This window comes from Arthrobacter sp. PvP103 (genome assembly GCF_017833075.1).
GTDB lineage: Bacteria > Actinomycetota > Actinomycetes > Actinomycetales > Micrococcaceae > Arthrobacter.
In genome coordinates this window covers 4,579,114-4,598,659 of the sequence record NZ_JAFIBQ010000001.1, presented here as the reverse complement: position 1 = coordinate 4,598,659, position 19,546 = coordinate 4,579,114, and the positions used below count along the sequence as shown (strand labels likewise).

The 19,546-nt window shown below is 65.9% G+C and carries 19 protein-coding genes and 1 pseudogene; 8 read left to right on the top strand and 12 right to left on the bottom strand.

Annotation, left to right across the window (positions count from 1 at the left end):
• A partial coding sequence (locus JOE41_RS20925; protein ID WP_209753485.1) for an SLC13 family permease occupies positions 1-1,202 on the bottom strand: 1,202 nt, incomplete at its 3' end.
• 11 nt (positions 1,203-1,213) lie between these two features.
• A complete protein-coding gene (locus JOE41_RS20920; protein ID WP_209753484.1) occupies positions 1,214-2,332 on the bottom strand; it encodes a PrpF domain-containing protein in 1,119 nt (372 codons plus the stop codon).
• Between the two features lie 242 nt (positions 2,333-2,574).
• Between JOE41_RS20920 and JOE41_RS20915 the strand changes: the two genes are divergently transcribed.
• From JOE41_RS20915 to JOE41_RS20905, 3 genes are all read left to right on the top strand, one after another.
• Positions 2,575-3,513: a LysR family transcriptional regulator gene (locus JOE41_RS20915; protein ID WP_043429736.1), complete on the top strand. Its 939-nt coding sequence runs from the start codon at positions 2,575-2,577 to the stop codon at positions 3,511-3,513.
• Positions 3,514-3,664: 151 nt separating this feature from the next.
• The gene (locus JOE41_RS20910) at positions 3,665-4,522 is read left to right on the top strand and encodes an SDR family oxidoreductase (protein WP_209753483.1); all 858 of its coding nucleotides are present in this window, start codon (positions 3,665-3,667) and stop codon (positions 4,520-4,522) included.
• Positions 4,523-4,603: 81 nt separating this feature from the next.
• Entirely contained in the window at positions 4,604-5,206 is a 603-nt protein-coding gene (locus JOE41_RS20905; RefSeq protein ID WP_011691862.1) for a hypothetical protein, read from the top strand.
• A 143-nt stretch (positions 5,207-5,349) separates the two neighbouring features.
• On the opposite strand, the gene JOE41_RS20900 is transcribed toward JOE41_RS20905, so the two are convergent.
• The gene (locus JOE41_RS20900; RefSeq protein ID WP_011691861.1) at positions 5,350-6,057 is read right to left on the bottom strand and encodes a FadR/GntR family transcriptional regulator; all 708 of its coding nucleotides are present in this window, start codon (positions 6,055-6,057) and stop codon (positions 5,350-5,352) included.
• A gap of 128 nt (positions 6,058-6,185) precedes the next feature.
• Between JOE41_RS20900 and JOE41_RS20895 the strand changes: the two genes are divergently transcribed.
• The 3 genes from JOE41_RS20895 to JOE41_RS20885 are packed head-to-tail and all read left to right on the top strand — an operon-like array spanning position 6,186 to position 10,431.
• Complete coding sequence (locus JOE41_RS20895; protein ID WP_209753482.1) at positions 6,186-7,592, top strand: SLC13 family permease; 1,407 nt, start codon at positions 6,186-6,188, stop codon at positions 7,590-7,592.
• Between the two features lie 56 nt (positions 7,593-7,648).
• Positions 7,649-8,896 (top strand): CaiB/BaiF CoA-transferase family protein, encoded by a 1,248-nt coding sequence (locus JOE41_RS20890; RefSeq protein ID WP_011691859.1) that lies wholly within the window; start codon positions 7,649-7,651, stop codon positions 8,894-8,896.
• A gap of 2 nt (positions 8,897-8,898) precedes the next feature.
• Positions 8,899-10,431 carry a carboxyl transferase domain-containing protein gene (locus tag JOE41_RS20885; protein ID WP_209753481.1) on the top strand — a complete coding sequence of 511 codons (1,533 nt, stop codon included), beginning with the start codon at positions 8,899-8,901 and terminating at the stop codon, positions 10,429-10,431.
• 33 nt (positions 10,432-10,464) lie between these two features.
• Here JOE41_RS20885 and JOE41_RS20880 read toward each other — a convergent pair whose 3' ends face one another.
• Positions 10,465-11,604 carry an alanine racemase gene (locus tag JOE41_RS20880; RefSeq protein ID WP_209753480.1) on the bottom strand — a complete coding sequence of 380 codons (1,140 nt, stop codon included), beginning with the start codon at positions 11,602-11,604 and terminating at the stop codon, positions 10,465-10,467.
• 53 nt (positions 11,605-11,657) lie between these two features.
• On the opposite strand from JOE41_RS20880, the pseudogene JOE41_RS20875 reads away from it, so the two are divergent.
• A pseudogene (locus tag JOE41_RS20875) lies at positions 11,658-11,837 on the top strand (LysR family transcriptional regulator); the annotation flags it as partial.
• A 52-nt stretch (positions 11,838-11,889) separates the two neighbouring features.
• The gene (locus JOE41_RS21145) at positions 11,890-12,012 is read left to right on the top strand and encodes a hypothetical protein (protein ID WP_280873773.1); all 123 of its coding nucleotides are present in this window, start codon (positions 11,890-11,892) and stop codon (positions 12,010-12,012) included.
• Positions 12,013-12,026: 14 nt separating this feature from the next.
• Here JOE41_RS21145 and JOE41_RS20865 read toward each other — a convergent pair whose 3' ends face one another.
• The 8 genes from JOE41_RS20865 to JOE41_RS20830 all read right to left on the bottom strand — a co-directional run bounded on the left by JOE41_RS20865 (position 12,027) and on the right by JOE41_RS20830 (position 19,434).
• Positions 12,027-12,995 (bottom strand): D-2-hydroxyacid dehydrogenase family protein, encoded by a 969-nt coding sequence (locus tag JOE41_RS20865; RefSeq protein ID WP_209753479.1) that lies wholly within the window; start codon positions 12,993-12,995, stop codon positions 12,027-12,029.
• A gap of 118 nt (positions 12,996-13,113) precedes the next feature.
• Positions 13,114-13,494: a VOC family protein gene (locus JOE41_RS20860; protein WP_011691855.1), complete on the bottom strand. Its 381-nt coding sequence runs from the start codon at positions 13,492-13,494 to the stop codon at positions 13,114-13,116.
• A 274-nt stretch (positions 13,495-13,768) separates the two neighbouring features.
• Positions 13,769-15,610, bottom strand: a complete 1,842-nt coding sequence (gene ggt / locus JOE41_RS20855) for a gamma-glutamyltransferase (RefSeq protein ID WP_209753478.1) — start codon at positions 15,608-15,610, stop codon at positions 13,769-13,771.
• A 114-nt stretch (positions 15,611-15,724) separates the two neighbouring features.
• Positions 15,725-16,984 carry an MFS transporter gene (locus tag JOE41_RS20850; protein WP_209753711.1) on the bottom strand — a complete coding sequence of 420 codons (1,260 nt, stop codon included), beginning with the start codon at positions 16,982-16,984 and terminating at the stop codon, positions 15,725-15,727.
• A 112-nt stretch (positions 16,985-17,096) separates the two neighbouring features.
• A complete protein-coding gene (locus JOE41_RS20845) occupies positions 17,097-17,561 on the bottom strand; it encodes a GatB/YqeY domain-containing protein (RefSeq protein ID WP_011691852.1) in 465 nt (154 codons plus the stop codon).
• Positions 17,562-17,613: 52 nt separating this feature from the next.
• Entirely contained in the window at positions 17,614-18,552 is a 939-nt protein-coding gene (locus JOE41_RS20840; protein WP_209753477.1) for a 5'-3' exonuclease, read from the bottom strand.
• 60 nt (positions 18,553-18,612) lie between these two features.
• On the bottom strand, positions 18,613-19,017 hold the full coding sequence (locus JOE41_RS20835; protein ID WP_071067509.1) for a GNAT family N-acetyltransferase: 405 nt from the start codon (positions 19,015-19,017) through the stop codon (positions 18,613-18,615).
• Positions 19,018-19,230: 213 nt separating this feature from the next.
• Positions 19,231-19,434, bottom strand: a complete 204-nt coding sequence (locus tag JOE41_RS20830; RefSeq protein ID WP_011693994.1) for a hypothetical protein — start codon at positions 19,432-19,434, stop codon at positions 19,231-19,233.
• Between the last annotated feature and the right edge of the window lie 112 nt (positions 19,435-19,546).

Sequence of the window (19,546 nt, the reverse complement as noted above, 5' to 3'; positions counted from 1 at the left end):
ATGAACGCGGTCAGCAAGGCCGTGGAGGAGGCGAAGGCCGAGCCGACGCCAATGACGTAGCAGAGGACCAGCGCCACCAGCAGCGGCGCGCCCAGCGCCAGGGCCTGCTCGGCGAGGGTATCAATGACGCCCACGTGCTGCAGCAGTGAGACGTAGGTGATCATGCCTGCCACCAGCAGGACTGTGGACCAGGAGACGCCGCCGATGAACGTTTGATGTTCTTTGATGTTGACCAGCGCCAGCAGGAGTCCGGCGGAGAGCGCCACAAAGCCGATCGGCATGTGGAAGCCCAGGGTGCACACGAGCATCACCGCGATGAGGAGCAGCGTGAGGATCTGCTGTCCGCGAGGGCGGCTGGTCCGGGCGGTGTCGACGTCGGCATGCTGGCCGCCTTCGCCGTCGCGCAACCGGCCGATGAGGGCGAACAGGACGATGGTGAGGACCGAGAGAATGAGATTCAGGGCGAAACTGGCAGTAAAGAGTGCGCCCTGGGAGATGGGAAACCCGTTCTTGAGGGCGATGTCGTGCACCAGGACGCCGGCCACGGACAACGGGGAAAAGCCGCCGGCATGGGCTCCGTTGATGATGAACGCGCCCATCAGCACGGGATGGATGCGGGACTCGTAGGCGAAGCCGATGGCCGCCGGTGCCAGCAGCGCGACGGCGGCCGGCGAGAAGGTGCCCAGCGACGTCAGCGCGGCCGCGATCAGGAAGAACACCCAAGGGAGCAGCATCGTCTTGCCCCTGACGAGGCGCACGCAGTTCTGGACGATGATGTCGATGGTCCCGTTCCGCTGGGCCATGCTGAAGAAGTAGGTGACGCCGATGATCGTCAGGACGATGCTGGCGGGGAATTCCTCGAGGATCTGCTTGTCCGTCATCCCGAGCATGAAATAGCCCACGCCGAAGGAAGCGACCAGCCCCATCACTCCGATGTTCAGCGGCCACTTGGTGGCGACGATGAACATTATGACGAGGATGACGAGCGGGATGATCTGGACAGCGGTCATGGAGTGCTCCGGTTCCGGGGTGGCCGAAGAGTTGAAGATATCACCACCCAGCACGAGTGCAATCAAAGCCAGTATCGCGAACCCGACGGCCGCCGCCACCAGTACGATTCGGCGGCGATGGGTTGGGCGGGGGGCACCGTTGCCCCGGGTCTCGCCCGCAGCGACAGCGGTGCGGTGCTCAGTCTTGGTCATAATGGTCTCCTTTAGCGGGTGGCTCCGGCGAGGGCGGCAGCGACTTCGCTGCCGGGAACCTCAGGGAGATGGATGGTGGTGGTGGCAATGGTGCGGGCCGTGCGGTCGACGCCTACGAGGAGGCGCCCGTCGTGCTCCTCGCTCCACGTTTCGATTACCCCGGCAGGGGTGCGCAGCCGGAGCGTGGGTGCCACCGTGCCGCCGGTGAGGGTGTGCAGCACGGTGCCGGTGGTGCGGGCGGCCAGGGTCAAGGCAATGCTGCCGGTGATGGCCAGGGCCGGATGAGGCTTGCCCATGGAAAGCATCATGACGTTGGCGTCGCAGCTGGGGTCGGCCTGCGCAGGAGCGCCCACGATGGCCAGCTTGGGGATTGCGCGGGCCGCCTCGGCTGCAGTGGGGACCAGGCCCATCCGCACCGCCGCCTGCCTCCGGATTTGCTCCAGGGTAACCAACTGGAGCTCCACCGCGGCGCGCCAGTTGTCGTACCTGGCCGGGTCCAGGCCCAGCTCCTCCGCGCGGACCATCACCACAGGCGCTCCGGCGTCAACCATGGACACGGTCCAGCGGGTTCCGCCAACGTTGATGGTGTCAGAGGCCGCACCGGTCGGCAGCAGTGCACCGGTGGTCTTGCCGGCGGGGTCCTGGAAGCCAAGCCCCACCTCGTGGCCGGGGAAGGGCACGCCGGGCATCCGTGCCTCCGGAACGGAAGCCAGGGCGCCGGCAGGCGTGGCCACCCGCTGGACGATGATTTGGTTGGTGTTGGTGTTGCGGGTGACGATCCGGGTGACGTCTCCGTTGGGGAGCACCCACCCTTTCTCGATGGCGTACAGACCCACGACCGCCGAGCCGTTCCCGCAGTTGCTGCCCCAGTCCACAGCGGCCTCTTCGATACCCACCTGGGCGAAGGTGTACTCAACATCGACGTCGTCGCTGACCGGCCGGTGCAGAATCACCGCTTTGCTGGTGGTCGACGTCGCCCCGCCGACCCCGTCAATTTGGCGCGGGTCGGGGCTGCCGAACAGCCTGGGCAACAGCACATCGAGGCTGGTGCCGCACTCCTGAAGATGCTCCGCTTCGAAAACCCAGCACTTGCTGGTCCCTCCGCGCATCCATTGGGCTTCGATCTTCATGCTGTTACCACTCCTCCTCGTGCCTCAAATATTGGTTGAGGGCCTGAAAAGAGATTGAGCCAGATCACACTTTTAGACAATGTTGGATTTTTGAAGAGGGCTGTAGCATTACTTAAATCATTCAGGTTTATAGGGCTAGAGCCCCGCGTTTCCGCCTCCTAATGCGAGGAAAGGTACCCGGTTATCGGGGTGAAGGGCGCCTTCCGGCAGGGAATGAACCAAAATCTAAGAAGGGTGAAGCGTTGCTTAACGACGACGGTAAGGAATTGTTCGACATCAGGCGGCTGGCGCTACTGCTGGAGGTGGTGGAGCAGGGCTCCATCACCGCCGCGGCCGAGCTCATGATGTACACGCCCTCAGCCGTCTCCCAGCAGTTGCGCAAGCTCGAACAAGAGGTGGGGCAGCCGCTGCTCAACCGCCGGTCCCGCGGGGTCGTGCCCACCGAAGCCGGACAGGTGCTGGCCGGCCATGCCCGCAAGATCATCTGGCAGATGCAGGCGGCCCGGTCCGACCTCGGCCAGATAGCCGGCCTCAAGCGCGGGTCCCTGACCGTTGGCACTTTTCCAACCCTTGCCGGATCATTCCTGCCCGTCGTCATCCGGACTTTCAAGAAGCGCTACCCTGCCATCAGCCTCTCTGTGCGCAGCGCCCGCTTCGATGAACTCGTGGCAGATCTGCAGTCCGGGGTGACGGGGCTCTGTCTGCTCTGGGACTACCCCTGGAATCCGTTCCGGGACGATTCCATCCGGGTAACAGAAGTCTTCCGGGAAAGCACCGTGATCCTGGTGGCCCGCGGCCACCGACTCGCCGACCGGGAGCAGGTAAGCATGGAGGACCTGCGCAACGAGTCCTGGATTGTGCGCGCCGAGGCCCACCCCGTAGTGGAGGTGCTGCAGCGTTCCGCCCACGACGCCGGGTTCGAACCGGAAATTGCTTTTTTGGCCAACGACTACCAGGAGGCCCAGGCGATGGTCAGCGTGGGAATGGGCGTGGCCATGGTGCCTAAGACTGCTGTGGCCCTCCAGCATCCCGACGTAAAAGTGCTGAGCCTGGGTGAGGCCGCCCCGCTGCGCCGGGTACTGCTGGCACAGCGCGAGGACAAGGTCTACGCCCCGGCAGAGGTCGCTTTTCACTCCACCCTGCTGGAGATCGCCCGCGAAAGGGCCGGCGATTATCTCTAGCCGGTGCGGGTCACCCTGAAACGACACTTACCTAATGGTGCCTATTGCACTTCAAAGTGCGTCATCCGGCAACGGAATTGTTTCCTTTCGAGGGCGGTTGGCCATTGCAGAAGGCGCACCGATCGGGTGCCCGGCAACCAAGGAGAAACGCATGTCCATTGTTATTGCAGGAGCCACCGGCCAGCTGGGCCGGCTCGTCGTCGAGGAACTTTTGCGCCGCGGTGTCCCGGCCGGGCAGATCATGGCTGCAGGCCGGTCGGCCGTCCAGCTCACGGAGTTGGCAGGGCACGGCGTCAAAACCGCGGCCGTGGACTACAACGATCCGGCCAGTGTTGACTCGGCGCTGACCGAAGGCGACACCCTGCTGTTGATTTCCGGCAACGACATCCAGAGCCGGGCGGCGCAGCACGAGAACGTCATCGATGCGGCAGCGCGGGCCAAGGTTGCCCGCATCCTGTACACCAGCGTCCTGGCGGCTGACACCACGCCCGTGATCCTGGCGCCGGACCACGTCAAAACCGAGGAGTACATCCGCGCCAGCGGACTCCCCTTCACCTTCTTGCGTAACGGGTGGTACACGGAGAACTACGCCGACGCCCTGCTCGCCGCACGCGAGACCGGAACACTGCTCGGAAGCGCCGGGGACGGCCGCGTGGCAAGCGCCACCCGCGCGGACTACGCTGCTGCCATCGCCGCCGTCCTGACCACCACCGGACATGACAACAGCACCTACGAACTGTCCGGCGACCATGCCTGGACCTATGAGGAACTCGCGTTAGCCTTCTCCACGGTCCTCGGGCGCCCCGTCACTTATCGCTCGGTAAGTGCAGCCGAGCACGTCAGCACGCTTGAGGCTGCCGGCCTTGACCCGGCAACAGCCGGGTTCCTTGCCGCCCTGGACGGCAACATCCGCGAAGACGCACTGGCACTCGCTACCGGCGACCTCGCACGGCTGGCCGGGCGGCCTACCACTCCCCTCGTGGACGGCCTCCGCCCGCTCGCCGGCTGAGGGGCTTCAGCTGCAAGCAGGCCCGCCCCGGCGGATAATGGCAACCACAGCAATTAGCCACCCTGGTGGGGAGGATCCGGAATGAACTCGGTTCCGCGCATCACAGTAGAGGCGCCGGTGCTCAGCGTCGGGTCCGGCCCCTCGGACTACGAGGGGCTCGCCCGTTATGTCCGCGCCCTTCGCAGGCAGAAGGGGCTGCATCTGACGCTGTTGCACCTCGGGGTTCTGGAAGACTTCGCCCGGGACATCTGCGAGTGGACCAAAGGCATGACAAGCGTTGCTGCAGCCACCGGCGCCACCGTTGCCTGGCTGGATGGCTTGCCCGTCCTGGACGCTTTTTCCGGCACTGCCGACCGGCTGATCCCTCTCGGCGGCGGCCGCGTCTCGGGCCTGGAAGTGGGTGTGCCGGAGCAGGTCCACGAGTACCAGGTACGTCTCGTCCAGGCCCTACACGAACTGCTGGACGGGCTGCTGGTGGACAACGTCGATGACTTCATCCTCAGCTCCCGTGCCCTCGGCTACAGGTCCCCGCACTGGACGCCGCACGTTGCCGTCGGCAGCCCGACGGCGTATGGCAGCGGATCCTGGGACATTGAAAGGCTGCCGATTCAATTTGGCCCGTCACGGATCAGGAACCGCCAGTCGCTGCTGCCCGGAATGCCTCCTGGAACGCCGGAATCCTGAACCCGGGGCCCGGCAGGCCGCGGCCCGCCTGCTCAAGTATGCGCGGTGTGGTCCCGCTTCGCGGCCAGGTAGCTGGGGTTGGCGGGTGAAAGGAGGACGCCGGTGGGCCGGCCCCGTGGCGCCGGCGGCGGACCACGGGCGATTCAGGAGTTCTTCAGAAGGGCCACATCGGAGACGAGGTCGATGTGCTCCAGCATTGCCTCGGCAGCCGCGGCTGAGTCCCGGGCCCTGATAGCGTCGGCGATTTTTCGGTGTGAGGCGAGGGACTGCTCCGGGCGCCCCGGCTGCCCGAGTGACTCGAGCCGCGTCTCCAGGACCATTCCGGCGATGAAGGTCATCAGCTGGGCCAGCACTCCGGAGTGTGCGGCGGCGGTCACGGCCTGGTGGAACAGTTCGTCGCCATGCGCGCCCCGGCCGCCCGAGGCGACCTCTTCGGCCATGACATCAAGCGCCTTGTCGATGGCCTTCATGTCCTCTTTACTGCGCCGCGCGGCTGCCAGTTCAGCAAGCTTGACCTCAAGGGTGCTGCGTGCCTCCACGATCTCCGGCAGCCGGTTGCGGTGCTCGCGCAGCCCCTTGATCACGGATGGGACATTGGGACGGTAAACCAGCACTGCACCGGTACCGTGCTGGACATCGATCACGCCGAGGACTTCCAGTGCCACCAAGGCCTGGGCCAGGGTGGCACGCGAAACCCCCAACCGCTCGGCCAGCTCGCGCTCTGCAGGCAAGGTATCCCCGGGACCCAGCTGGGCAGCCTCGATGAAGTCCATGAGCTGCTCCACGAGCTGCTCATAGAGCCGGGGCCGCGAAACGCGGGTAATCTGCCGGGTTGCCGCCTGCTTAGCCATCTGCGTCCTTTCGAGAAGGTCCTAAATCACAAGACTACCGGAGAACTATTGACAGAGACACCTAGTGTCTAGGAGGCTAGGCCACTAAGCCAATCATATTTCCCAACGCTCGATCCGGAGGAACAAAGATGTCCGCTCCCGTCCTGTCCATCATCATCCTGGCGGTGATGTTCCTGCTAGCCACAGTGCTCCCGCTCAACATGGGCGCACTGGCCTTCGTCGGCGCCTTCCTGCTCGGTTCGGTTGTGCTGGGGATGTCCACCAATGACATCCTGGCCAACTTCCCCGGCGGTCTGTTTCTGACGATTGTCGGCGTCACCTACCTGTTTGCCATAGCGCAGAACAACGGCACCATCGACCTGATGGTCCGGGGCGCTGTTCGGATGGTCGGCAGCAAGGTGGCCCTGATCCCGTGGATCATGTTCGCGATCACCGCGGTCATCACGGCCGTCGGCGCACTTTCGCCCGCGGCAGTCGCCATCATCGCGCCGATTGCGCTCAGCTTCGCGGCCAAGCACAAAATCAACCCGCTCATGATGGGCATGATGGTGATTCACGGCGCGCAGGCCGGCGGCTTCTCCCCCATCGCTGTATACGGCGTCACCGTCAACGGCATCATTGCCAAGACGGAACTGGAAGCCAGCCCCATGGCGATCTTCCTGGCGAGCTTCTTCTTCAACCTGGCTATTGCACTGGTGCTGTTCTTTGTTCTCGGCGGCACCAAGTCCGGATCCTCAGCAGGCAGCAGGCTGGTGGAGCAGGTCGCCGAAAAGCGCATGGCCATGAGCGTGGGAGCCCGCACCGCCGGCGTGACCCTGCAGGGTTCCGGTACCGACATTTCCTCGGCCCGCGTCTCCTCCAAAGGCACGTCAGGCTCCGGTGAGCACTCCGCCAACGGTTCTTCCAGCGCCGGCCAGCCAGCCGGAACAGCCCGCGCCTCCGTTCCCCAGCTCGTGACGATCCTCGGCCTGATCGCCCTGGCCGTTATTTCGCTGGGCTTCAAGGTGGACGTCGGATTCGTCTCCATCACCATCGCCATGGTCCTTGCCCTGGTTTCCCCCGACGCCCAGAAGGGCGCCGTCAACAAGATCAGCTGGTCCACCGTCCTGCTCCTCTGCGGCATGCTCACCTTCGTGGGCGTCCTCGAAGAGGCCGGCACCATCAAATTCGTATCTGACGGCGTAGCCCAGCTGGGCATGCCGCTGCTCGCGGCCCTGCTGATCTGCTACATCGGCGCCATTGTTTCCGCTTTCGCCTCCTCCACTGCCATCCTGGCGGCCCTCATTCCCCTGGCGGTGCCGTTCCTGGCCTCCGGGGAAATCGGCGCCGTAGGGGTCATCGCCGCCCTTGCGGTGGCCTCCACGATCGTGGATGTCTCACCGTTCTCCACCAACGGCGCCCTGGTGCTGGCCAACGCACCCGAGGACGTGGATAAGGACCGGTTCTACAAGCAGATCCTGGCCTATAGCGGCATCGTCGTCGCCGTCGGACCGGCCATCGCCTGGGTGGTCATGGTGGTCCCGGGCTGGCTATGAGCGGCCGGCGACCAAGAGCAGCACCCCAGGTACCTACAAGCTAAAGAAGGAACATCATGCAGAGCACTGAATCCACTCCCCAGGCAGAGGGTCCGCTGTCCGGCTACCTCGTGGTGGACCTGAGCCGCGCCCTGGCCGGCCCGCACGCAGGCATGATGCTTGCTGACCTCGGCGCCCGGGTCATCAAGGTGGAGAACCCCGGCACCGGGGACGACACCCGCGGCTGGGGCCCGCCTTTCGTCGGGCCGGAGGACGATCCGCAGGCGACCTATTTCCTGTCCTGCAACCGGAACAAGGAATCCATCGCCCTGGACCTGAAGAACGACGACGGGCGGACAGTCCTGCGCGAACTGCTGGAACGCGCCGACGTCGTCATCGAGAACTTCCGCCCCGGCGTCCTGGACCGGCTGGGCTTCTCCGCCGCGGAAATGCACGCGCTGAACCCGGCACTGGTGATCCTGTCCATCACCGGCTTCGGACACGACGGGCCGGAATCCCGGCGCAGCGGCTACGACCAGATCCTGCAGGGTGAAGCCGGCCTGATGTCCCTGACCGGATCCGGGCCGGACGACCCCCAAAGGGTGGGTGTTCCCATCGCCGATCTGCTCTCGGGCATGTATGGCGCGTTCGGAACCCTGGCGGCCCTGTTGCAGCGGGAACGGACCGGGCAGGGCCAGATCGTCCGCACCTCACTGCTTGCCGCGCTTATCGGGGTGCACGCGTTCCAGGGCACCAGGGCCACGGTGGCTGGCGAGGTCCCCAAGGCGCAGGGCAACCACCACCCCTCCATCGCTCCCTACGGACTGTTCCACTGCCGGCAAGGACGGGTCCAGATCAGCGTGGGCAGCGAAAAGCTGTGGAAGACGTTCGCCTCCACGTTCGGAATCGACTCAGCACGCCCCGAATTCGCCAGCAACGCGGACCGGGTGCGCAACCGCGAGAAAGTCATCGAAGAGGTGGAACAGGCATTCTCGGATTACGAAGCCGGGGAGCTGCTCGCCAAACTCAACGACGCCGGTATCCCGGCCGGCAAGGTCCGCACCCTGGACGAGGTGTACGCCTGGGAGCAGGTACATTCGCAGGGCCTGGTGATCGACGTCGACCACAAGATCCTGGGCACCGTCAGCCTGCCCGGTCCGCCGCTGCGGTTCTTCAGCGCCGCCGGCACCGCAGAAACGACCCTCACCACGCACACCGCACCCCCGCTGCTGGACCAGGACGGAGAGCAGATCCGGCAGTGGCTTGGGCTGCAGCCCGCCGGCACAAAAGGTACCCCGGCCGGCCCGGAACAGGAAGGGCGCTGAACATGCTCGCAGAACAGAAAGTCCGGCACCTGGATGCCGCCGGGCTCATCACCGCCGTGCTGGATCCCGGCTCCTACCGGAGCTGGGACGCTCCGGTGGCCGACCCGGATCCCGGTTCGGAATACCGGCAGGAGTTGGCGGCGGCGCGTGCCAAAACCGGCGTGGACGAATCCGTCCTCACCGGCGAAGGCCTCATCCGCGGCCGGCGTGTGGCCGCTATCGTCAGCGAATTCCGGTTCCTCGCCGGTTCCATCGGCCAGGCCGCTGCGGAACGCATCGTCACGGCCGTCGAACGGGCAACCCGCGAAGGGCTGCCGCTCCTGGCGGGCCCGGCGTCGGGCGGAACCCGGATGCAGGAAGGAACCATCGCCTTCCTGTCCATGGTGAAAATCAGTGCCGCCGTCCGCGCCCACCGCCAGGCGGGCCTGCCCTACCTCGTGTACCTGAGGCACCCCACCACCGGAGGGGTCATGGCGTCCTGGGGATCCCTCGGACACATCACTGTGGCCGAGCCCGGGGCCCTCCTCGGCTTCCTGGGACCACGGGTCTACGAGGCCCTCTACGGCACGCCGTTTCCGGAGAACGTGCAGGTGGCGGAAAACCTTTTCGACAAGGGCCTCATCGACGCGGTGGTCCCTCCCTCGCAACTGTCCGACGTCGTGGACCGTGCCCTCAGCATTTTGGTCACCGGCCCGCACACCCGGATTGAGCCGCCGAAGACACTTTCGGTCAGACCGTCCGACGCCCGCGCCTGGGAATCGATCGAAATCTCCCGAAACCCGCGGCGGCCGGACCTGCGGCAGCTGCTCGCCTACGGCGCCCGCGACGTGCTCCCCCTCAACGGCACCGGGCAGGGGGAAAAGGACCCCGGACTGCAGCTTGCCCTGGCCCGCTTCGGCCAGGAGTCCTGCGTGGTCATTGGCCACACCCGGCCCAGGCCGTCGCAGCAGACCGCGATGGGACCGGCGTCGCTCCGTGAGGCCCGGCGAGGCATGCGGCTGGCCGAGGAACTGGGCTTGCCGCTGCTGACAGTCATTGACACCGGCGGCGCGGCGCTCTCCAAGGAAGCCGAGGAAGGCGGCCTGGCCGGCGAGATTGCCCGGTCCCTGCATGACATGATCGGGCTGAACTCCCCCACCGTCTCGGTCCTGCTGGGCCAGGGTGCCGGCGGCGGGGCGCTGGCCCTCCTGCCCGCGGACCGCACCGTCGCCGCCCAGCATGCCTGGCTGTCCCCGCTGCCGCCTGAAGGCGCCAGCGCCATCGTCCACCGCAGCACCGATTTCGCGCCGGCCATGGCCGAAGCACAGGGCGTCCACGTTGCCGCGCTGTACGCCAACGGACTGGTCGAGCACATCGTGGACGAACGCGGGGACGCGGGGCACAGCGATGCTGCCCTGGAGGCGAGGGCGTTCTGCCGGCGGCTGGGACAGGCCATCGAATACGAACTCGCTACCTTGTCCTCCGTCGCGATCAACGAACTGCTCCCGCGGCGGCTGGAAAAGTACCGGAACCTGGGCGGGCTTAGCGCCGCCTGATCCCCGGCGGATTATTCCGACGCCCGGTGTGCCTCACCGTTTTGGCGCCACCAGCGAAGACCGGTGGAAATCCGTGTGCCACACATCCACGTCCCGTCCGGTGCCGTCGGTGACGACGTATTCGGGCCAGCGGTCGAACGCGGAGCAGGGGTGGGATATCCCGAAGTCCACCACATCCGTGACCTCCAGTCCGTTCACCCCGGTGAGGACGGTGTGATGGTCGAAGAGGTTGCGCACAACGGCGGCCGCCCCGGCCCTCGGGGTGCCGTCAGCGGTGTGGACCGACAGGACCACCGGCAATCCGGCGTCGTAGGGCAGGTCCCGCTTGCCGGCACCGACGACGGCGATCCCGTCTTCGGGGGTGGAGAGCACAACGGCGCGGACTGTCAGCGCCGGCGCCAGTCCGGGCACCGGGCTGACGCCGGCGTACGTGCCGTGGTCGTGGGTGACGTAGCAACCCGAACGGAGGACCCGCCTTGTTCCGGGCACCTGGCCGCCGTCCGGGAGGTATTCCGCCACGCGGTCCGGGAAAGCGGACCCGCCCATCGAGTAGACCGGGGCTGACGTCTCAAACCACGGCGCGACTTCCAGGTAGACATCCCGCACCAGCCGGCAGTGCCGGTCAACGGCCGCGACCGTCCCTTCTGCCCTGCTGTTGGGCACGACGCCTTCGTACCCGGCGACTCCAACGAGCCTGAGGCCGGGCGCGGCATGGACCAGCCCGGCAAGCTTAACCGCCTCCTGGAGGCTGCGGACTCCCGTGCGTCCGCCCGGCGTCCCGACGTCGATCAGCACCTCAAGGGCCACCCCCTCGGCGCCGAATACCTCGGCGGCGGCGTTGACACCGGCATCGGAGTCCACGAAGCAGCGGATTTCCCGTCCGGAGTCCTCCCCCAGCCAGCCGCGGATCCGTGCCAGGCCGTACCGGTCGACGACCTCGTTGGCGATGAGGACGTGCCGGTGTCCCCAGCCCAGCGCAGAAGCGACCTGGTCCACTGTGGCGACCGTTACCCCCACGGCCCCGGCTGCCATCTGGCGGCTGATGATCGGTGCAGACATGGTGGTCTTGACATGCGGGGCAAGGTCCACCTGACGTTCCCGGCACCAGGACGCCATGACGCGGATATTGTTTTCGAGAGCATCGGCATTAAGCCTGAGCTGCGGATACGGCATGGTCGATTGTCACGGGCGTAGGCTGTCAGGACCAAATTCGCGAAAGGGCCGGAGTGGACACACGAAAGCTGAAGTATTTCCTGGCCGTTGTTGACCCCGACGGGTTCAACCGCGCAGCAGAGCATCTGTAGATCGCCCAGCCGTCGCTGTCCCAGACCATCGCCGGCCTGGAGAAGGACCTCGGAGTGCCGCTCTTCCACCGCATCGGCCGCCGGGCGGTCAGGAACCCTGCCGATCATTGCCGTCGCCGGCCGTTCCCTCCTCCCCCGGGAGCGGTGGCCGGAAATGGCCCTGGCCGGGGTCTACACCCTGGCCGAGTACACCGCCCAGGACTCCTCCAAGGACCCGGCACTCTCCGCAGCGCTGCTCCGCCGGATCGGCCAGGACATCGGCGCGGCCCTCCTGTAGCTGCCGGGCGCGGATCAGCCGTCAGCGGGAGCAGCCGTCAGCAGCCGGATCGGAGCTCCGCGGAGCCAGGCCTGAACATCTTCGAAGGCGCCGCCGTAGAACTCCCGGTAGCTTTGCTCCGTGACGTAGCCCAGGTGCGGCGTCAGGACGGTCCGTGGTGCGGACAATAGGCGGTGGCCTGCGGGCAGGGGTTCCACGTTGAAGACGTCCAAGGCGGCTCCGCCGATCCAGCCTTCGTTCAGTGCGCGGATGAGGGAATCTTCATCGACCAGAGGTCCGCGGGAGGTGTTGACCAGCACACCCCGCGGCCCCAGGAGGCGGAGCTCCTCTTCGCCCACCACGCCCCGGGAGCGTTCCGAGAGCCGCACATGCACCGAGACCACGTCCGAGTCACGGAAGAGTTCCTCCTTGCTGACTTTGCGAACGCCGGCCTGTGCGGCGGCCTCGCCGGTGAGGTTGGGACTCCACGCGATGACGTCCATGCCGAACGCCTGGCCGTACGCGGCAACTCGGCGGCCGATTTTGCCCAGGCCCAGCACTCCCAGGGTCTTGCCGGCAAGCTCAAAGCCGACGGTGGATTGCCAACGGCCTTCCCGCAGGTTCCGGTCTTCAAACGAAATGCTGCGGGCAAGCGCCAGAAGCAGTCCCCACGTCAGTTCCGGTGCCGCAGTCGGGGAGCCGCCGGTCCCGCACACCACGATGCCTAGCTCCTCCGCCGCCCTCAGGTCGATGGACTGGTTCGCCATTCCGGTGGTCACCAGCAGTTTCAGGTCAGGCAGTTTGGCCAGGCGCTCCCGGCCGAAGGCAGTCCGTTCGCGCATGGCAATGATGATGTCCACGCCGCGCAGGCTGGCCGCGGTGCTCGCGTCGTCCGGAAACGGCTCTGTGAAGAAGGTGACGTCGACGCCGTCGGCCGCAAGCTGCTCCCAGGGCGCGTAATCCCGTGCGACAGACTGGTAATCGTCCAAAATGGCGAGGCGCATGTACGGATCCTTCGGCGTAGGCAGCGTGCGGTCACTGTTGTCAGGCTATCGTCACAGGCTGTACGAGGGTGAACACACGGGTGGCCCCGCATTGGCATGTCGGGGGCCACCGCTTCGGTTATGCGCGTTGGAAAATGTTGAGGATATTGCCCTCCGTATCCAGGAACCACGCGGCTTTGCCTACGGCGTTGGTTGCGATGCCGTTTTCAGTCTTCAGGCCGGGGAAGTCGTACTCCTCGAAAGTGGCGCCGCGTCCCCGCAGTTCTTCGACCTCGGCTTCAATGTTGTCCGTCATCCAACCCATCTGGGTGTTCTTTGCGGTGCCCGCGTTGTCCGTCTGGTACAGCAGGAAAGTTGTTCCATTGCCGCAGCGGTACATCACATTTTCGTCGTCCATGACCTCCGGGTCGTCCAGCCCCACAACGTCACGATAGAAGCCACGTGCCCGGGCGATGTCCTTGGCAGGGAGGACCGCGGCGATTTCACGTTCCTTGAGCATGTCGAAATCTCCTGATTTTGAAGCGATCGAGATGCCCGCCCCGGAGGCGGCGCCTGCGAGGCGGCTATGCCGGCTCCCGCCGGCTCCCGGCTGTTTTCGATGGGCCGGGACGGCGCCGGGGAGGCCTTCTCGCGGCTTTTTCAACGGCCGCCCCTGGGGCCTGCCCAGCGTGCATACCGCCATTATGGCCGCTGTTGCCCCTCCGGGATATAGCAAGGCAGTGGAGGACGACGACGGAAGTCACTTACGCCGTCGTCCTCCGGAATAACCGCAGTCAGCGCCGCGGTTTCACCACCATCGCGGAGCCGCCGCCGCGCCGCACGGGCTCAGCCGCGGCGATCATACGACCGTCGGGCCTGAATTCAATGGCGGTGGCCGCGCCAATCTCCGCTGCCGAGGTGAACGCATCACCCGCCGGGACCAGCTTGTGACCGAGAGCGGTCAGGCCAGCACCGTATTCGTCGATAAACGCCGGCTCAGCGGTGACGTTGGCAGTGTTGCGCTGTGCTGCACGCGGCGCAGCGATCGCATCAGAGATACTCATGCGCAGGTCCACCCGGTTCAGGATGGTCTGCAGGACCGTGGTGATGATGGTTGATCCACCAGGCGAACCGAGGGCCAGGAACGGATCACCGTCTTTCAGGATGATCGTGGGCGACATCGAGGAGCGCGGGCGCTTCCCCGGCTGGATCCGGTTCGGATCCTCCTCGTTGTACACCGTGGAGAAATCGGTCAGCTCGTTGTTGAGCAGGAACCCGCGGCCGGGCACCACGATTCCGGAGCCGCCGGTCTGCTCGATGGTGAGCGTGTACTCCACCACGTTGCCCCACTTGTCGGCGACCGTCATGTTCGTGGTCGAGATATTCTCAGTGTCCTTCTCGTCGGCGGGCGCCGCAGCGGCGGCCGGGCACGCGCCGTCGTACGACGAGATATCCCCCGCTGCGACGGGCTTCACGGCCGCCTTGTCCAGGTTTACCTGGCAGGCGCGTTCCTTGCCGAACACCGGGTCCGTGAGCTCTTCGGTAGGAACATCCACGAGTGCAGGGTCACCCACGTACTTTCCCCGGTCCGCAAACGCGAGCGCACTCGCCTCAAGGTAAGGGTGCAAGGCACCAGGGTTCTGGCGGTTGGGCTTGCGCATTTCGGAAGGGCCGAACGTCTCCAGGATATTCAATGCCTCGCCCACGGTGGTGCCGCCGCTGCTCGACGGCGCCATACCGTACACGTCCAGTCCCCGGTACTCCACGTGCGTGGGGTCCTGGTCCAGGGCCTCATAGGCTGCCAGGTCCTCCGTCTCCATGAAACCGACCGGAACAGGCAGCGTCGTTGTGGCCGTCTTCGGCGGGGCCTTCACGGTGGTGACGATCTCCTCCGCGAGCGGTCCGCGGTAGAAACCGTCCGTGCCTTCCTCAGCAAGGAGGCCGTAGGTTTCGGCAAGATCGGGGTTCTTGAAGACACTGCCGACGGCGGGTGCGTCGCCGCCCGGGAGGAACAGGTCGCTGGTCGATGTGAAAGCTGCAAATCGGTTCTTGTTGTCCAGGGTCTGCTGGCGGAACGTCTCGTCCACCACAAAGCCGCGGGTTGCGACCTTGATGGCAGGATTCAGGGCGTCACCCAAGTCCAGCGTGCCCCAGCGCTCGAGCGCGCGCTCCCAGGTGGCCGGGGTCCCGGGCACGCCCACCGAAACGCCGCTCGTGACGAGCTCGGGCGTGAACTTGTAGGGCTCGCCTGTCGCGGGGTCGATGAACGCATTGCCAGGCATCGCTGCCGGCGCGGTTTCGCGGCCGTCGATGGTGGACACTTCGCCGGTCTTGGCGTCGTAGAAGACGAAGTAGCCGCCCCCGCCGATCCCGGCGCTGTACGGCTCTGTCACGCCCAGGGTTGCGGCCGCGGCGACGGCGGCGTCCGCCGCGTTGCCGCCGTTGCGGAGAACCTCGATCGCTGCCGCGGAGGCCTCGGGGTCGACTGTGCTGACCGCGCCGCCGTAGCCCGTGGCGGTGGGCTCCTTCTTTATCTCCGTCGGATCGGCAATCGCGGGACTCGTGACGGCGCCGCCCGTCACGCTCATGGCCAGGGCCGCCGTGATGGCGGCAATTCGACGTCTCACCTTAGGCATGGTTACTCCCGAGTCAGGATGGTGCGGAGTGGGGTGATGGTCACGTTACTCCCGCACGGAGTGACACTCAACACTAAGTGTCTGCGTGGAAGGCGGGCGGGAACCCCTCCGCGTTCACAACTCGTCCGCGTTTACTGGGGCGTTGGCCAGATCGGCCGGGGGCCCCTGCCGGCGGCTCGCCAACAGGAAGGGCACCGAAATCAGCTGGATCACACCGCCGATCGCCAGAGAGGCAGCGTAGCCGTAGGCATCGGCTGCGCGGCCGAGCAGCGGCTGCACCACCACTCCACCGCTTGAGCCGATGAGTGAGTCGAAACTCAGCACGGTTGCCCGCTGTTTCGAGGCGATCATGTCGTTGAGGTAGGCCTGCCTCACGGGGACGCCCGCGGCATCGACCACTGCCCAGAGTGTCAGCAGCGCGAGCGCCGCCCAAAACGCCCGGGTGAACCCGAGCACCACCAAAATCAGTGCGGCGACTCCCACGCTGATGACCAATATGGTGGTGCGCTTGCGAACAAGACGCCGGATCCGGGGGGCCAACCAACCGCCGAGAACCTCGGCTCCGGCCACGACTGCCGCCGCCAGCCCCGCCACGGAGTATGCCGTCCGGTCGCCGAAGAGCTCGAGGAGGTAAGGCTGCAGGGCGTAGAACACATAGATCCCGACTCCGGCGCTGAATGGTGCGGCCAGCATCACGTATCGCACCGGCGGGTTCTTCAAACCGTTCTCCACGGAGGAGGCCAATACGGTACGGACCGCCTGCAACGGGCGGGCCGAACGCTCAGGCGTGAACCCGACGTCGTGCATGAGCCGGAACGCGACGACGAACATCGCCAGCAGCACGCCTGTGCGGATCAGGAACGGAACGCCGAGATTGGTGACCTGCGCAATGACGCCACCGGCCACCGAACCGACAAGCATCGCGATGCCGGACACCATCACCCCGCGCCCGAGCACCGCCTCCAACCCGCCTTCATAGCCCGAGAAACGCAATGCGTCGACCAGCCAGGCCTCCACCGCCCCCGAGAAGAAGGTGAAGCCCAGCCCGAGCAGGACCGATACCAGCGCCCACCACCAGAAGGGGGCGGAAAGCTGCCAGAGAACGTAGTAGAAGTAGGTCGATACGGCCAGGGTCACGGTGCCGAGCAGGAATGAAACACGGCGCCCCCAGCCGTCGGCGACCACTCCTGTGGGCACCTCGAAGAGCACCATGCCCGCCGTGAAGAAAGCATTTGCGGCAAAGGCCTCGAGGTTGCTGAGCCCGGCATCCAACAGGAAAAGCGTGTTGATGCCCCAGATGAAGGAGGCCGCAACGGTATTGCCCAGCGTCAGTGTGAGATAGATGCGCTGAATCTTTCGGGCGGCGGGGCTCATCGCGTTGACGTCCCCGCCGGGGCGAGGCAGGAGCACGTGCCCATTCTCGTCCGGTTAGTCTGTGCGCACCAGAGCAAACACGTTGGGACCAGGGACAGACTGCCCGGCGGCGCTAGGCCAGACGGCTCCGAACGATTTCGCTGACAGTCTTGCCGTCAAACCGTCCCGCGACCTTGGCAGTGACCGGCTTCATCACGGCGCCCATCTGCCTGATGGACGGCTCCTGGCCGTCGGCCTTGAGCCCGGCGATTGTCTCGTCGACAATGGCTTCCACCTCGTCCCGTGTCAGGGCCTTGGGCAGGTAGGCCTCGATGACCTCGGCTTCGGCGATTTCCGCCGCGGCGCGGTCGGTTTCACCGGCTTCCGTGTAGATCTTCGCCGTGTCCCGGCGTTTGGCTGCTTCCTTCTGGAGCAGGCCGGTTACCTGGGCGTCGTCGAGTTCGATCGGAGTCTTGCCGGACTTCTCGCGTGTTTCGATCTCGCCGAGGACATTGCGCACCGTGGTGAGCGCCACCTTGTTCCGGTCTTTCATGTGGGTTACAACGTCGCCGTGGAGGCGTTCTTTGAGCGTGGTCATCGTGTTCTCGTTTCGTTGGCTTTGCTTCCATTGTCCCCGGTCGCCGAGTTCTTTAGTCGCGGCGGTCGAGCGCTTCGAGGAGCCGCTTGACCGAACCTCCGAGGTTCCATTCGGAGGCAAGACGCTCCAGTTCGGCGCGCGAGTCACCGGCCACCGGGTCCAGTTGGGCGCCCGCCTCTTCAAGCGTCGGCAGGGAAAGGTCCCGCACGACATTCACGACGGCGGGTGCGACTTCGAGGTAGTCCGTTGCCGCAGCGAGCTTCGACCGCACCGATGCGGACAACCCGCTGCCCGGGTCCGTGGCCGCTTCGAGCAGCATCGCGAGAGTGCCGTACTCCCCGAGCAGTGACGCGGCGGTCTTCTCACCGATGCCGGCGACGCCCGGCAGGCCGTCGGAGGTGTCGCCCCGGAGGATGGCGTAATCGGCGTACTGCTCGGGCAGCACACGGTACTTGCCGACGATTACCGCGTCAGTGACCACTTCAAGGTTCTTCATGCCGCGCGCGGTGTAGATCACGCGCACGCCGCGGTCGTCGCTGACGACCTGGAACAGATCGCGGTCGCCCGTGACCACGTCCACCGGCAAGCCGGCCTGGCTGGCATAGGTGCCAACGACGTCGTCGGCCTCATGTTCAGTAGCCCCCACGACGGCGATACCGGCGAGCTCCAGCACGCGTCGGATCATCGGGATCTGCGTCTCCAGCGCGTCCGGCACGACTTCGATGTCGGGCGCACCGGCCACAACCTCCGCGACCCGGTGCGACTTGTAGCTGGGAATGAGGTCCACCCGCCACTGCGGACGCCAGTCGTCGTCCCAACAGGCAATGAGATGCGTCGCTTCGTAATCCGTGGTGAGCCGCGCGATCATGTCCAGCAGGCCGCGTACGGCGTTCACCGGCGTGCCGTCGGCGCGGCGGATCGTGTCGGGCACCCCGTAGAAGGCGCGGAAGTACAGCGACGCGGTGTCGAGCAGCATCAGGCGATGGGACATACCTGATCCTCACACGGAAACGCTCCGTTGAGAATCGGAGGGGCGCCCGGGGGCTGCTATTCAGAGCTCCCGGTAGTAATACAGCATTGGCTCCGTGCCGTTTGGTTCGGTGTTTGTGAACCCGCGGGCCTCATAGAACCGGCGGGCGTCCGTGTCCTCGCCGTCGACATTGATTTCGAGCAATGCACCGCCCCGGCTCCGGACCAGCCCGCATGAGGCGGCGAGCAGGGCGCTGCCCAGGCGATGCCCCCGCCGGCCCGGACGGACGTAGAGTTCGTCCAGGATTGCGACCGGCCCCGGGTACCAGACATTTGGCCGGAAACTCAGCACCGCAAGCCCGGTTGGCGGCTCGCCGGCGAGCAGCACCACCACGTCCTCCCCCGCCAACAAGTGGGAAAGCCGCGACGCCAGTTCGTCAGTGCCCGGGGTGGGCGCCCCGAACTCGGTGTTGAAATCGTGGAGCATTTGGGCCACAGTCGCTGCATCGGCCGGAGTTGCCCGGCGTGGCACCTCGACGCTGGCTGAGTCATCAGAAGTCACGGCTTCATCATGCTCGGCACCCCGGCCGGCGTCCACTCTGGCTTATCCGCCCGGCGTCCACTCTGGCTTATCCGCCCGGCGTCCACTCTGGCTTATCCGCCCGGCGTCCACTCTGGCTTATCCGCCCGGCGTTCGCGGCTAGCCGGCCGGCGTTACGACGTCCTCCAGCATTGACCGGTCAAAAAAGCGGACCTCGCCCGTCGCCTCAAAGAACACCGGAACCACCGATGTGCTTGCGTCCTTGGACGTTTCGTAAATTTCGGGCGCACCGCCGTGCTTCCGGGCAATTGTTCCTATCAGTTCGGTACCGCGAACCCGGACGGTTCGGTACTTGTAGCTCATGTTGACTCCTTCGTCGACTATGGCAAACCCTACTCCCTGCACCTGTTTCCAAGGACGGGGCTGGCCGGTACAAGACGGGCCAGAGTGCCGCGTCGGCCAGGCCTGCCGGCCA

Coding starts and splice junctions, on each gene's coding strand:
- JOE41_RS21145 (WP_280873773.1), top strand. CDS start 11,890: ATGGCCCTGGCCGGGGTCTACACCCTGGCCGAGTACACCGCCCAGGAC.
- JOE41_RS20910 (WP_209753483.1), top strand. CDS start 3,665: ATGTCCATTGTTATTGCAGGAGCCACCGGCCAGCTGGGCCGGCTCGTC.
- JOE41_RS20880 (WP_209753480.1), bottom strand. CDS start 11,604: ATGCCGTATCCGCAGCTCAGGCTTAATGCCGATGCTCTCGAAAACAAT.
- JOE41_RS20890 (WP_011691859.1), top strand. CDS start 7,649: ATGCAGAGCACTGAATCCACTCCCCAGGCAGAGGGTCCGCTGTCCGGC.
- JOE41_RS20860 (WP_011691855.1), bottom strand. CDS start 13,494: ATGCTCAAGGAACGTGAAATCGCCGCGGTCCTCCCTGCCAAGGACATC.
- JOE41_RS20840 (WP_209753477.1), bottom strand. CDS start 18,552: ATGTCCCATCGCCTGATGCTGCTCGACACCGCGTCGCTGTACTTCCGC.
- ggt (WP_209753478.1), bottom strand. CDS start 15,610: ATGCCTAAGGTGAGACGTCGAATTGCCGCCATCACGGCGGCCCTGGCC.
- JOE41_RS20865 (WP_209753479.1), bottom strand. CDS start 12,995: ATGCGCCTCGCCATTTTGGACGATTACCAGTCTGTCGCACGGGATTAC.
- JOE41_RS20850 (WP_209753711.1), bottom strand. CDS start 16,984: ATGAGCCCCGCCGCCCGAAAGATTCAGCGCATCTATCTCACACTGACG.
- JOE41_RS20900 (WP_011691861.1), bottom strand. CDS start 6,057: ATGGCTAAGCAGGCGGCAACCCGGCAGATTACCCGCGTTTCGCGGCCC.
- JOE41_RS20845 (WP_011691852.1), bottom strand. CDS start 17,561: ATGACCACGCTCAAAGAACGCCTCCACGGCGACGTTGTAACCCACATG.
- JOE41_RS20920 (WP_209753484.1), bottom strand. CDS start 2,332: ATGAAGATCGAAGCCCAATGGATGCGCGGAGGGACCAGCAAGTGCTGG.
- JOE41_RS20885 (WP_209753481.1), top strand. CDS start 8,899: ATGCTCGCAGAACAGAAAGTCCGGCACCTGGATGCCGCCGGGCTCATC.
- JOE41_RS20835 (WP_071067509.1), bottom strand. CDS start 19,017: ATGCTCCACGATTTCAACACCGAGTTCGGGGCGCCCACCCCGGGCACT.
- JOE41_RS20905 (WP_011691862.1), top strand. CDS start 4,604: ATGAACTCGGTTCCGCGCATCACAGTAGAGGCGCCGGTGCTCAGCGTC.
- JOE41_RS20895 (WP_209753482.1), top strand. CDS start 6,186: ATGTCCGCTCCCGTCCTGTCCATCATCATCCTGGCGGTGATGTTCCTG.
- JOE41_RS20830 (WP_011693994.1), bottom strand. CDS start 19,434: ATGAGCTACAAGTACCGAACCGTCCGGGTTCGCGGTACCGAACTGATA.